Below are 13,705 nucleotides of genomic sequence, written 5' to 3'. Positions count from 1 at the left end.
CTTCACCAGCTGATTGTCCACGGTGTCCAGGCTCTCACTGGTTTCCGTCAAAAACTCCCGCAACAGATCATCCATGAGCTACGCCTTACTGACCTGGATCTGGACCTCGACACCCGAGCCGCGCTGGCATGAGCGGAAGTCCCCACCTTGGATCGTTAGACATCCCCTTTCACGGTCCCGTTAATTTCATCCTCCGTGCTAATACGGATATTGACGACAAGTTTGCCGTTCGACCGCATGCGACAGCGTTTTTCGGCAAAACCGGCCCCGCGCCGCAACGGCGAGACGCGTGAGGTGAACGTGCCGATAACAGCGGGACCAGGCGCGCGGGAAAGCCCTGCTTGTGAAGGACGATATGCGCGGTCTTCGCGGAATTGGATCGAACCGCCTGCAATCCGCGGCGGTCCCGCCACTTTCGCTTGGTGCTTTGCCGGGATACGCAAGACCCGCATTTGCGGTAAACGAACCGTTACCCGCGTCCACTGCGGCCGGTGCCGGCGCTAACCCAGGCGCGCGGCCGAGGCGAGGTCGCCGTGGGGACGGTGCTCCGCCAGGCAATCGGTGATGGCGGCGAGCAGCGCGTGCGGCGTGAACGGCTTGCGCAGACACCGCGCCGCACCGAGCTCCAGCGCCATCCGGAGGAAATCGGGGGCTGGCGAATTCAGATTTGCGAACGCGTAGCCGGACATCGCGATCAGCGGAACGGCCGGCGCGCCCTCGTGAAAGATCCTGACCGATTCGAACCCGCGCATGTGCGGCATGAAGATATCGATGATCATCAGATCGAACTGTTGGTGTTCGAGCGCGCGAAGTCCGGCTTCCCCTCCTTCGGCGATCGTCACCCGAAAATCGTTGCGCTGGAGATAGACCTCGATGGCCATGCAGACCATCGGGTCGTCGTCGACGACGAGAATATGGCGCAGATCTTCTGTCCCCGTTTGAGCTTCCCGATTTGGCGATTCAATAATTGAACCGTGGCGCACGCCATGCTCCTTTGCTCGAGAAATGGACTATTGAGAACGTCCTTGGCGGAGCGGGAAAGAAGATTGACGCGGAATCTGCGGCCACGCGGCGCCAAACTCCGAAGCAGCGTTTGACGACGGCAGCCACTCGTCCGACCAAAGAGAGTGCACGGATCGACCGGCGTCCGATGACAGCGCGGATGCAGTGCTTCCGGCCCATGAAGGCCCCCTTGCCGCTTTTACCTGCACAACGTCGCAGGGCTGGCGCGCCGGCTGATGAGCGAATCAGCGGGCAATTCTCATTTCCGCCGCAAATGGCCCAGCTTGTCTGCCCCCCAACGGGTATACGCAGGGCGACACAACCATTACAATAAGGTTTGCTGCCGCACAACCGGATGACGAACCGGACGCGGCGCGGATCAGTTCGAAACGCATCGGATCAACCATGACCGCGACCGTCCTCCGACCGATGCTCCAGTCGACCGATCTGGATCTGCTGGGACAACAGCTCGGCACCTTGGAAATGGTCAGTGAATCTGTCTTGGCGAGGCCGACGTGCAGCGGCGCTGACTGCGATCGGACAACTTGTCCCAATTGCCAATATATCCCGACGGGAACATGATGGAACTTACCCGGACGGCAAGCAGTTTCGGGTGCTGCGGCCCACTGGTCCGGGAGACGGGAGGCTACTTTGGAAACGATGGTGCGTTCCTCCAACGGCTTCCTGTCCGCGCTGTCGGCAGACGATTATGAATTGATCCGCCCGCACCTGCGTACGGGCGATCTGCCGCATGACGCGGTGCTGGTCGAGACCGGCGAAACGCTCAAGCGCGCCTACTTTCCTCATCGCGGCGTCATCTCGCTGGTGGTGGAGCTCGCCAGGGGCGAGCACGTGCAAGTCGCCATGATCGGCCGAGACAGCCTGCTCGGAACGCTCTCGACCATGGGGGATGCCTGCGCGCTGAACACGGCCATCGTGCTGGTTCCCGGCTCCGCCTCGATGATGGACCTCGACCGGCTGCGCGTCGCGGCCGACCAGAGCGGCACCCTGCGGACGCTGCTCACGCGTCACGGACTGGCGGTCTACGCGCAGGTGCAGCAGACCGCGGGCTGCAACGCCGCCCATCCGGTGGAGTCGCGGCTGTCGCGCTGCCTGCTGCACACCCATGACCTCTCCGGCGACTACCGGCTGCTGCTGACACAGGAGGCGATGGCGCAGATGATCGGCGCTCGGCGCAACAGCGTGTCGCTGGTCGCCAATACCTTGCAGCAGGCGAATTTCATCAACTACAGCCGCGGACACATCCAGATCCTCAACCTGGACGGCCTGCGCCAGACGGCGTGCGAATGCTACGCCACCGTGAAGGCGCAGTATGACCGGCTGCTCGGCCCGCGCTGACCGGTTCTTCGGCGTGGTAAACCGGCCGCTAATTCCGGCCCGCAAACACGGATTGTCCTGCTATCGGAACTGAAATCCAGATGCCGTAGACACGGACGTGCCGCGCGCGCCTGTACGGGCCGGCGGCAAACGAACCGTGATCGAGGCAGGCCAAACCATGTTCGAAGTCACCGTCGCGCCTGCGCAGACAGCGCTCGATGCCGAGCCCGCGCGCGAAACGGGCGCGTATCAGGCGCTGGTGCGCGAGATCGGCGAGGACGGTGCTTGCGAAGTGCGCGACGTGTTCTGGAGCGAGACCTGCGCGCGTCTGCAATTGTTCCGCACGCTCTCGCTCGCGCAGCACCATGGCAGGATCGCGCGCGAAGCGCATTCGCTGAAGAGCGCGGCCGGAACGTTCGGCTATGTCAGGCTCGCGGTGCTGGCGCTGCGGCTGGAGACGACCGCGGAGAGGCTCGGCGACGCCGGATTTCGCGACCTCCTGGACCTGATGGACGCGGCCTACGCCACCGCACGCGCGCAGGAGCCGGCGGACTAGATTCTTATTTGAGGCGTTTTCTTAACGCCAAACGGTATTCACTTCACTCGAAAACGCTCCAACCACTCACGCGTGCATGCCCGCCGTACTTCTACGGCTTGGGATTTTCACAGATGGCTAATCATAGGCAGCGATAGTCGCCGGAAACCAGGAGGGTTTCCATGTTCACCTACGAGACCGCGGACCAGAAAGAAGTTCGCCGCTTCCGCATCGCACAGTTCAACGGCCGGATGGCAACGGTGGCCGCTGGCGAGGCGACGGTGACCGGCTTCGTGCGTTCGGTGCTGGAGCAGGAATCGAGCATGCCGCCCCGCTGGACCATCACGATCATTCCCAACGTGCCGAAGGAGGAGCTCAAGCCGCTGCGACCCTCGCCGCGCGCGCGTCCCTTCGCCGAAGATTATTTCTGAGCGTAGTCGAAGCCCCGGGTCTTCCACGTCTCACGCTTGGGCCTCGTCGCTGGCGGGCGGCCCGGGCAAGAGCCTTCAGTCGATCGAATGCAGCAGCGCCGCACGGACGAGGTCCGCCGTGTTGCGCGCACCGAGCTTCCGCATAGCCTCGGCGCGATGGCTCTCGAAGGTGCGCGGACTGATCTGCATCCGAAGCGCACCCTGCTTGTTCGAATATCCCTCGCTGATCAGCCTCAGCACTTCGCGCTCGCGCTTGGTCAGCCGCTTCTGCCCTGACAGGCCGTGCATTTCGGCGCTCGGCACGCGCTGCGGCTGTGGTGCGCGCGCGAGCTTTGGTTCGGCGTCCTCGGCCCTGGACGCGGTCGGCAGGCCGCCCGTGGGCGAACCGGCCAGCCGTTTGACGAGGCCACAAACCCGCTCGGTCTGCACCAGCGCATTCTCCACCACCCGCTGCAGATAGGCACGGTCGCCCGTCACCGGCGCGAGCTGATCGCTGTGATGCTTGATCTCGCCCATGTAGAGCAGGAGCGCCGTGAGGGGACCGTTGAGCTCGCGGGCAATGGCGGCGGCCATTTCGTCGGCCGCCTCGGCACGGGCGGCGTTCAGACGGACGACATCGAGCTCTTCAGTTGGAGCGGCGTTGCTTTCGTACCATCCCGACGGCCGCGAATCAGTGGCCGTATCATTCTGTGACCCCATGTCCCTCGTTTAGCGGAACCCGACGCGATCTGTGGTTAACTTTATGCTCCGTAAGACTACGGTGAATTTGGCAGTTTTGTGCTGAAATCTCGACGCCGGCACACTTTATGCTTGAGTGGCAATGTCCCTCGACATTCTTAGATTGCGGAACCTGCCCAAATGGTGGGCGGATGACACGAAGTCTTCTTAACGCCGATCCGCGCCGATTACCTGCGGACCCGGATTTTACGGATATATTAACGGCGGCTTGCTTCTCTATGTCGCAATTGAGAGCGCGCAAATGCCTCCATGCATTGGGCCGGTAGGCCTGCTGGAATCGTTGCGGAAGATTGCGTGCCATGAACGACATCGACCAGCTATCGAACTTCTTGCAGAAGCTGACGCCGCTGTCGCGTAGCTGCCTGCTCAGCGAACTCGAACGGCTGGAGCTGTGCGGCATCGACATGCCGGGCTCGTCCGACCTCCAGTCCCGGTTGCGCGCCGAATTTCGCAAGGACGGATCGAGCCAGGCGCGCGCCACCAGCCCCTCGCGCCATTTCTTTGCGCCGCTCGAGCTGCTCCTGATCGACGGCGCGCCCGAGCATGCCAATATGGGGCGGATTTCGCGCAACACCCTCACCCCGATCTGGGAGTGGATCTGCCGCGACCTGCTGCCGACCATGGCGCGCGACTACACCAAGGCGATCAACGACCAGGTCGCCGCCAACAACCAGAAGGAAGTGCTGAAGATCGCATCGACCTTCCAGACCAAGGTCGTCAAGGTTCTCGAGAGCACCCTCGCGTCCGCAGAGAGCACCGAGTTCGCGCGCGGCAAGCTCGCGCAATATACGGCATCGCGCACCGCCTTCGACGACGTGAAGAAGATGCAACATGTCCTGCGCGCCGGCGCCGCGCTGCCGAAGTTCAACGAAAGGCTGCCCGAGAAGATCGCGAAGTTCGACGACGGCCAGGTTGATCAGATCACCGCACGATTGGACGCCTTCAAGAAGGCCCATCCCGAGGCGTTGCCGTTCGCGCTGACGCTGGTGGCGAGGCGGCTGAAGACGTTCTGGCAATTGGTGCGCCTTGCCACCAAGGCCGCCGCGAGCAAGAGCGCTGCCGATGTCGCCGCCACGCCCTATGCCTGCGTCGTTCACATGGTGCTCGACCAGCTCGACGACAGGCGCCTCGCCTTGCGCATCGCGCTCCGGCACAACCGGGTGCTGATCGCGCGCGACCTGCTCGCCGAGATCTATGAGACCGAATATGCGCTCAAGGTTCGGATCGACGGCATCGAGCATTGCGAATGGGGCATTCGGCTCCAGCAATTGATGGACGCGATCGCGGCGCTGGTGTCCGCCGAGGTGAGCCGCTTCCCCTCCAATGTCGGCCACATTCTCGGTTCGCGCCGGCTGCGCAGCCACGACACGCTCGGTGGAAAGCTGTCCTATCTGGCCTGGAAGGGACGCGATGCGATCGAGGACGGCGCGGCCGCGTTGCGCAAGCTGATCGGCCAAACCTGATCCCGCGCTAATGCGCGCGCGGCAGGCACAGGAAGCGATCGAGAAATCGCCCTGACAGCACGAACCTGAACCACCAATACATTATTCGCCGCGACGTCATTGCTGCGATCCTCGACAGCCCACCACCGGCTGCCCACAGCAATAGCGCACGTGCAGCAATCCGCTTGTGATGTGCTTCACATTGGCGCCAGCGCGCACCGACGCATTGTCGCAGAACCGTCACGAGCGAACCGGGAAAAATGCGCGCATGACGCGCAATTGAGGCGCTCCATTATTCAATTGGGCGAGGCGCGCGCGGCTTGGTCCAATTGCAGGACAGTGCGCGCGCATGCAGTCTTACTGCACGTCGCGAAATCTCCCGTGATTGTCGCAACCCTGCGCCCGATGCGCGTGCAGGCGTAAAAACTTCTCGAACGAGACCCAGACAATTTTAGACATGATGGGTGCTTTAACGTTACCCAGATAATTCGACAATCGACTGAAGCCCTCCATATTTGAAACTGCTCACGTCGCTAACACACCGCACGGAACGGGAGTGCTTGCGATGAACGACGACATTGTAGAACTCGCCGAACGAAGGCCGAAGACCTTCGGACGGCGAAAGATGAAGCCGCGCGCCTGCGTGGCCGACGGCAAGCGCCATCTGCGCGCGTTTCTCGCGGAAGTGCTGGAGGATCTCGGCTTCGTCACCACGGAATGCGCGAGCGCCGAGGAGCTGCAGAGCGTGCTGACGAGCGAACTGCCCGACCTGATCCTGCTCGGCATCGCCGCCGACGGCATCGAGCCCGGCACATTTCTGGAGACGCTGGTGCGCGAGGCCTTCGACGGCAGGGTTCTGACTGTCGGCGCCCGCGAGTCGATCATCGTCAGGGCGGTGCAGCAGGTCGGCGAGGAATACGGCCTCAAGATGCTGCCGCCGCTGACCACGCCGTTTGCCGCGGAGACGCTGCGCGAGCGCGTCGCGATGCTGTTGCCGCAGGAGCCGGCGCCGAGCCCGGCCGTGCATGTCGGCGAGGCCTTGCACGCCGGCTGGCTCGAGCTCTGGTACCAGCCCAAGATCGACGCGCGCACGCTGATCCGCAACGGCGCCGAGGCGCTGGTGCGGATGCGGCATCCGACCTGGGGCGTGGTGCCGCCGGCCTATTTCATCCCCGAAGAGCACGACCCGCATCTGCGCGACCTCTCCGAATTCGTGATCGAGCGCGCCGTGCAGGACTGGCACTATCTGCTGGAGCAGCAGAGCCCGGTCGACCTCGCGATCAATTTGCCGGCGTCATATCTGAAGGAGCCGCAGGCCGTGCGCGATCTCTGCCGCCGCATGCCGACGCATCCGGCGTTCGGCGGGCTGACGATCGAGATCGAGAGCGAGGAGGCGATCCGCGACCTCGATCTCCTGGTCGAGGTCGCCCGCGAGCTGCGTCTGCACAATATCGGCCTGTCGATCGACAATCTCGGCGCCAACTGGCCATCGCTGATGGACGTCGGAAAACTTCCCTTCATCAAGCTGAAGGCCGACCGGCACTTCGTCACCGGCAGCGGCACCGATCGCCTCAAGCGCACGGTGTGCCGCCACATCGTCGAGCTTTCGCATGGCTATGGCGTGCACGCCGTCGCCGAGGGCGTCGAGAGCCGCGCCGACCTCGTCACTGCCAACGAGCTCGGCTTCGACCTCGTGCAGGGTTTTCTGTTCGGCAAGCCGATGCCGCTGAAGAAGTTCGCGCGGAGCACGCTGACGCGGACGGTGATGGGGTGAGAGTGAGGCGGCGTCAGGCAAACCGCCGCGCGAAGAACACGCAGGCGACCACCAGCGCGGTCGCCACGATCATGCTCCAGGCCACCGGTTCGTGCAGAAGCAGGCCGGCAAGCGCGAGGCCGAAGAACGGCTGGAGCTGCTGCAACTGGCCGATTCGGGCGATGCCGCCGATCGCGAGCCCGCGGTACCAGAAGATGAAGCCGACGAACATGCTGAACACCGAGACATAGGCGAGCCCGATCCAGGCGGGCACACCGACGCCGCTCCATGTCGACGGCCAGGTCCAAATCGCGACCGGCAGCATCAGCGGCAGCGACAGCAGCAGCGCCCAGGAGATCACCTGCCAGCCGCCGAGCCGGCGCGACAGCGCGGCGCCTTCGGCGTAGCCGAGCCCGCACAGCACGATCGCCGCGACCATCAGCAGATCGCCGGTGAGCGATGCGGTGCCGTCGTTGGACAGCGCAAAGCCCGCGACGGTGGCGCTGCCCAGAATCGCGAACAGCCAGAACATCGGCTGCGGCCGCTCGCCGCCGCGCAGCACGCCGAAGACCGCGGTCGACAGCGGCAAGAGCCCGATGAAGACGATCGAATGCGCCGAGGTGATGTGCTGGAGCGCAAGCGCCGTCAGCAAGGGAAAGCCGACCACGACGCCGATGGCGACGATGGCGAGCGAGACGAGATCCTTGCGCTGCGGCCGCGCCTGACGGAGCAGGCCGAGCACGGCCACGCCGATCAGCGCCGCGATGACCGCGCGCACCGAGGTCAGGAACAGCGCGGAGAACCCGCCGACCGCCACGCGCGTCGCCGGCAGCGAGCCGCTGAAGATGATGACGCCAAGAAGCCCGTTGCCCCAGCCGCTGCCGGAAGATTGCATGGTGGTCTCGCCTTGTCGGTGGTGGTCCGAGCTGGCGAGGCCAGCCGGGGTGGCGTGACGATTACCTGTAAGATTTCCAAGGCCCAACAACAAAAACCGCGAAAACAACCCCATGCACAGTAGACGGGGGCTGCAAGATCAATGACTTACGCGGGGGCGGAATCGCGGGATGCGGCAGCGATCATCGGTGTCGGCGGTTCGGACGACATCGCGCGTGGTTTGACTCGTCGGGCAAAAACAGGAGCAGGATGTCATGATTGCGAAGGGCCTGGTCGACACTGAGCCCATTGAAGAGCGATCGGCCTGTTCCGCCCGACAGGATCACAGATCACAAGCGCTCGTTACCCGGTGCCTGACCAGTTCGCCTGCATGTGCAGCGCGTTTCATTCAGATCGATGAAGCATTCAGAAGCGGCGTGCTCTCGCAAGTAACAGATACTCGCAGACCGCGTGCAGTAGCGTCGAGAAGTCGCATTTCGATTTCGTAGATATCGTCTGGTCCCGGGTCGTCGGCAGCATCAGCGATGCGCCACGAGACGCAAATCCGCATGCAGATCGAGAGGGCGCTCGGCGCGCAAGGCAAGAACTTCGCGGCATGGCACCCCAGCGTCGCAGCTGCGGCGGACTCGTTTATAGCAGCGAGAATGCCGAGGCTAATCCCAGCGCCGCATGCTGAGATGGCCGAACGACAAAAGGAGAACTACGTGGTGGTTGTGCTAGTGTCGGTTGCTCAGAGAGAATCGGGATGATCCCGAAATCCAGCATTAATGGCATCGATTGAAATCGGAACCGAGCTTGACCAATCCTGACATCAACTTTCGCAACATCCGTAAGCATAGGAGTTCCCAAAACGATGGATTTGAGGAGCTTACCCGCCAGTTGGTGCTCGCTGAGCCGCCGGAAAACTCTACGTCGATCGAAAACCGCGGGCCCGGCGCCGACGGCGGGGTCGAAATATTGGTCAGATTTCCCGGCGGTCGCGTGTGGGGTTGGCAAAGCAAATACTTTCCCGATTCATTCGGAGCGTCCGAGGTTGCCCAGCTCAGAAAGTCGTTCAGTGCAGCGTTAGCGAACTTCCCACAGCTAGACCGCTATTATGTTGCCGTTCCCCGAAACTTCTCAGGTCATGCCGAGGGAGGACAAAATACTCAGACAAAGAATTGGAACAACTTCAAGACGTGGTGCGGCGCTGAAGCTGCGAAGCTCAGTCGAGTGGTCTCGGTTGAGCTCTGGGATGAGAGTTATTTCGTAAACAAGTTACAGCGCCGAGATTCAATCTATGCCGGTATGCGTCTTTATTGGTTTGACAGCCAAGCTCTAGACATCGAGTGGTTCAAACAACGTCTAGCTAAATCCCTAGCCTATATTGGCAAGCGATACCGTCCTGACGACCACGTGGAAGTTGGGATAGCCGACACAATCCGTATCCTGAAGCGAGACGCGAGCTCCGAAACGCGCTTTCGAGATGTCTCACGGCAAGTGGCTGATGCCATAGCCAAAGTTCAATCGCTCGCAAAAACGGCCGGTGACATTGGTACCCTCAAGCAGAATTGCAGCAGCCTACTGGAGCGCCTTAACGAACTTCACAGCGCGTTGGCCGATTGCGACTACGAGGATCTATATGCCCACCAATTAACGGAAACCTTGAAAACCTTCAACACGATCAGAAACGAAGACCTGTCATATCGAACCGTGATCGACGCGCAATGGGAGCGAACCGAGAAAATAGATGATGAAACGGGCAAGAAGATTTCGACAAATGTACATTCTAGCGATGTCCGAAGCGAAATAAGGAAAATCGCCGAGAAGATCGAGGAAGCCGCCTTTGAATTCTCGCCGTCCGAAATAGAGCTACTAAAATGTCCTATCCTACTTGTGGCTGGAGACGCAGGTGTTGGAAAATCCCACCTCCTAGCCAACGAAGTGGCGACCCACATAGGAAATGGTAATCCCGCGCTGTTCGTACCCGCGCGGGTTCTCGATCACGGTGACAGACCCGAACAGGATTTGTTGCAATACCTAGACGTCGGCGATCTCAGATTCGAGACATTCTTGGCTGCACTACATGCTGCGGCACTGGCGAGCGGGAGTTCGGCCCTCCTTGTCATCGACGGAATAAATGAGAGCTTGTTTGCTCGAGGATGGGAAGGCGGATTACCAAGCCTCATCACACAAATCAAAAAATTCAACCGTATCGCACTCTGTGTCTCTATTCGCTCTTCCTATCGAGAACTCTGCATCAGGCCCGGGTTAAATATAACTCAGATTTCACATCATGGATTTAGAGGTCACCTGGGTGAGGCGGCAAAGGAATATCTCGACAGGAATGGTATTGAGCGCCCATCGGCTCCCATATTTGGCTTGAACGAAATTCTTTATAATCCACTGTTTCTGTCGACGGCGGTGGATTTCATGAAAGCGACGGGACAAGTGTCGTTCCCGCGCGGCCTAGATTCCATTGCGACATTAATATCGTTCTGGCTCGGCGCAGTTGAGCAAAACCTGATTACGAAAGGGTTTGATCGTATTTCGCTGAACGACCAAAAACTTCCGAAAATAATGAGAAGACTGTCATCAGAAATGGCGGCCGGAGGGAGCGAATACGTTGCGTTCGAGTTCGCTCACAAGATTTGTGAAGAAGCGGTCGACCTCGCACCACCAGCAAAACAGAGCGACCGGCTGTTACAGCGCCTTATAGATGAAGGATTGTTGTTAGATTTTCCTTCCGACGAGTCAGATACTGGAAAACGCGTATCGTTTGGATTTCAGAAATTCAGTGATTACTTCATTGCTGACGCAGTCATTCGCGAGTGCAGAACCCCTACAGTGCTTGCTGAAGCCCTAAAGAGCGGGGGGAAGTATGCTTACCTATTTTCTGCGGACCGATACCGTGAGTTCGCTGGGCCACGCGTTGCCCTTCTCGCTCTGACTCCGGCTCGACTAGGACAAGAGCTGCCGTTAATTGAAGAAAAATTCTTTGAGAGTATTCGCGTCTTAGTGGAAGAGTTCACTTCATCTCTTTTGTGGAGACGAAGCCAAGACATTTCAGAGCGAACAGTAGAGCTATTAGAGCGACAGCGTCGACGAGAAGATAAAAACGATCCGGCGATCGACGACAATAGCTGGTTTGACCTACTTCTGGAATTGGCCCCACTGTCGAACTGCTTGCTTAACGCGTCCTACTTGAAAAGATATCTTGCATCACTGCCACTCGGAGAGCGGGATGCGAAATGGTCGGTCTATTTAGTTGGGAAAACCGAGACCTACGATGATGATTGGTCTGTCATACAGCAACTGATTGACTGGGCTTGGGTCGCTCCAAAATCTGAGATCGAGGCGGAGAAGATTCATCAGGTGGCGATCGCGCTTGCTCTGATGACATCGACTATGGACAGAGAGCTTCGAGACTGCGCGACTAAGGCTTTAGCAAGCTTGCTCATTAAGTTTCCCTTTGAGATCTCAATGTTGATCGACGAATTTTCCGAATGGGACGATTCTTATGTCCGCGAACGTGTCTTGGCTGCCGCTGCGGCTGGCGCTCTCTACTGCGATGATATTGGCGTTCTTAAAGCTGCTGCGCTCGCAGCCGACAGTATGGTGTTCCGACGCAGCCCTGTGGAACGCCATGCCTGGACAAGGCGATACGCACAAATCATCGTCAATCACGCTGCCTTTAACAATGTCGATCTTGATGACAAACTGATGCTGCGGTCCGCGCCACCTTATTCGTCAGAACTCATATCCGACTGGCCGACTTTGGAGCAGACCGCATCCAACAGGGGTAGCGCTAGCTCCATCTTCAGTTCCGTCGTTGGATTCTTCGGTGAGCACTTTGATGGAAAGGCGCTCATCATGGCCGGAGACTTTGGCCGCTATACCATGGGCAGAATTGAAAGCTTTTCCGAGGTCGTTCGCGGCGATTGGCCTCCTTCATCTCGGAAGGACCAGATAAAGAGCTTTTGGGATAAGGTTGCAGCGCTCGGGGCCCATGCCCGAGACATCTCTTTCGAACTCGCCCGATTAGCAGAGTTGCAGGAAAGCCTTAAATTCTCTGACCTTATGGAACATGTTCGCGGGCATGATCGCGCTCGGGGAGACGTCGATACCAATGAAGGAATTGCGAAGGAGGGACTCGAAAAGCTTTATTCGGAAGCCGAAAGATCGCTCTTAACGTTGTTATCCAACGAGATGAAAGAAGAATACGAGCGACTTCAGCCGCTATCAGATCTTCGGCAGGATCGAATCCCGACGTTTTCGCTTTTGAAGGGTCAATGTTGGGTCTTCAATCGAACGCAGGAACTCGGTTGGCAGCAAGGCCTGCACGAGGAAATCGAAAGAAACCGGCTGCGATATTCGCATGATAGGTATAGCCATCAAATCGAAAGAATTGGCAAGAAATATCAGCACATCGCGTTTGGCGAGTTAGTCGGCTATCTTGCTGACCATCACTGGTATGTGGATTGGGACAAGGAACCTAGCGTCCTAAGCTGCCTTGAAGATTTCAAACGTGCTGATATCGATGCGACTTATTTGGGTGGTTCATTCAGCAAACCCGCTGAAATCTATTTTCCGGGTGGAGTACGCGTACCAGAAATGGCGTTTATTCCGGACAGTCCCGAAAACAACATGGCCTGGACAGAAACGCTGGATGATATTCCAGACCCTGTACAATTTCTCATTCAATCGGGTGCAGATGGGCACCAGTGGTGCTTGCAGCAGAGCTTTTGCAGAAGCACGGATTACATGAAGGGTTTCGAATCGACTGAACCATTCAGAAGTGCTCAATATGGAATTGAACTCATCCTCGCTAACCAAGCGGAGTTGGAAAAACTACAATGCTTGACCACAGAGAGGATCAATCAAGATCATCACGATGTATTCGAGAACAGTTGGTCCTCGCCCTCTCTCTTTGGCCAGAGGAGCTTTAGGCATTGCGCGTCAGTGCCGGCTCTTTCATTGCCGTACCGCGCAGCTGACTTTAGTTTTGCGCGCATAACTGAGCGCTTTTCGCCCAAATATAGTGAGTATGATCGAAGCGGCGTTTCGGATGAACCGGAGTTCTCCACACCGCATCCAGCTCTGCTTGCAGAATTAAAGCTTAGTCCGAAGAACGGCTGGTCCACGTTCTTTGTAACAGATGACGGTAAACCAGCGTTTTCTGACAATCCAACATTTCTTGCGGGTGTCACAGTTATCCGCCAGGACCTCATCGAGGAATTTGCAAAGAACCACGATTTCAAGGTTGTATGGAGAGTGTGGGTGGAAAAAGATGGAGGCTTAGGGACTAATCACGGCATGGGGAGGCACGGGCAATTCGCGCGCAAGGACTTCATCGGTTTCTTCTTCGAAGATAACGGGAATTGGAAAGGCAAATTGATCCGGTTTCGTAATTAGGTGATCTTCGTTTGGACCACGGTGACCGCTGAACGAAATCCATATCCGCTGAGATTGGCAAAGAGGACTGGCCGCGTGTGGTTTGCGACTGCCGAGCTTACTTGGGGTACGAAGGCGACCCTCGAGTCGATTCTCCGCGTAGAGAGCTATTCCTTAAACAGTTAACGAGATAGCCCGT

The 13,705-nt window shown here is 58.9% G+C and carries 9 protein-coding genes; 6 read left to right on the top strand and 3 right to left on the bottom strand.

Annotated elements, in window-relative coordinates; translation table 11 throughout:
• Nucleotides 1-500 precede the first annotated feature (500 nt).
• On the bottom strand, nucleotides 501-923 hold the full coding sequence (locus tag AC0L3C_RS25215) for a response regulator (protein ID WP_473409217.1): 423 nt from the start codon (nucleotides 921-923) through the stop codon (nucleotides 501-503).
• Between the two features lie 739 nt (nucleotides 924-1,662).
• Between AC0L3C_RS25215 and AC0L3C_RS25210 the strand changes: the two genes are divergently transcribed.
• The 3 genes from AC0L3C_RS25210 (at nucleotide 1,663) to AC0L3C_RS25200 (ending at nucleotide 3,306) form a co-directional block, all read left to right on the top strand.
• Nucleotides 1,663-2,361, top strand: a complete 699-nt coding sequence (locus AC0L3C_RS25210; RefSeq protein WP_473264801.1) for a Crp/Fnr family transcriptional regulator — start codon at nucleotides 1,663-1,665, stop codon at nucleotides 2,359-2,361.
• A 157-nt stretch (nucleotides 2,362-2,518) separates the two neighbouring features.
• The gene (locus AC0L3C_RS25205; RefSeq protein WP_473409214.1) at nucleotides 2,519-2,896 is read left to right on the top strand and encodes an Hpt domain-containing protein; all 378 of its coding nucleotides are present in this window, start codon (nucleotides 2,519-2,521) and stop codon (nucleotides 2,894-2,896) included.
• A 161-nt stretch (nucleotides 2,897-3,057) separates the two neighbouring features.
• Nucleotides 3,058-3,306, top strand: a complete 249-nt coding sequence (locus tag AC0L3C_RS25200; protein ID WP_007604412.1) for a hypothetical protein — start codon at nucleotides 3,058-3,060, stop codon at nucleotides 3,304-3,306.
• A gap of 75 nt (nucleotides 3,307-3,381) precedes the next feature.
• Here the strand turns inward: AC0L3C_RS25200 and AC0L3C_RS25195 are convergent, their stop codons facing one another.
• Complete coding sequence (locus tag AC0L3C_RS25195; RefSeq protein ID WP_473264799.1) at nucleotides 3,382-4,005, bottom strand: helix-turn-helix transcriptional regulator; 624 nt, start codon at nucleotides 4,003-4,005, stop codon at nucleotides 3,382-3,384.
• Between the two features lie 338 nt (nucleotides 4,006-4,343).
• Between AC0L3C_RS25195 and AC0L3C_RS25190 the strand changes: the two genes are divergently transcribed.
• Nucleotides 4,344-5,507: a hypothetical protein gene (locus AC0L3C_RS25190; RefSeq protein ID WP_473409213.1), complete on the top strand. Its 1,164-nt coding sequence runs from the start codon at nucleotides 4,344-4,346 to the stop codon at nucleotides 5,505-5,507.
• Nucleotides 5,508-6,051: 544 nt separating this feature from the next.
• Nucleotides 6,052-7,260 (top strand): EAL domain-containing protein, encoded by a 1,209-nt coding sequence (locus AC0L3C_RS25185; RefSeq protein WP_473409212.1) that lies wholly within the window; start codon nucleotides 6,052-6,054, stop codon nucleotides 7,258-7,260.
• Nucleotides 7,261-7,273: 13 nt separating this feature from the next.
• Here the strand turns inward: AC0L3C_RS25185 and AC0L3C_RS25180 are convergent, their stop codons facing one another.
• Nucleotides 7,274-8,134 carry a DMT family transporter gene (locus AC0L3C_RS25180; RefSeq protein ID WP_473409211.1) on the bottom strand — a complete coding sequence of 287 codons (861 nt, stop codon included), beginning with the start codon at nucleotides 8,132-8,134 and terminating at the stop codon, nucleotides 7,274-7,276.
• Between the two features lie 794 nt (nucleotides 8,135-8,928).
• Here AC0L3C_RS25180 and AC0L3C_RS25175 point away from each other — a divergent pair.
• Nucleotides 8,929-13,527 (top strand): NACHT domain-containing protein, encoded by a 4,599-nt coding sequence (locus AC0L3C_RS25175; RefSeq protein ID WP_473409210.1) that lies wholly within the window; start codon nucleotides 8,929-8,931, stop codon nucleotides 13,525-13,527.
• Nucleotides 13,528-13,705 lie beyond the last annotated feature (178 nt).

The sequence above is a fragment of the Bradyrhizobium sp. WSM4872 genome (assembly GCF_055811715.1).
Note: the sequence above shows the minus strand (reverse complement) of the source record. Positions and strands in the feature narration are given on the sequence as shown.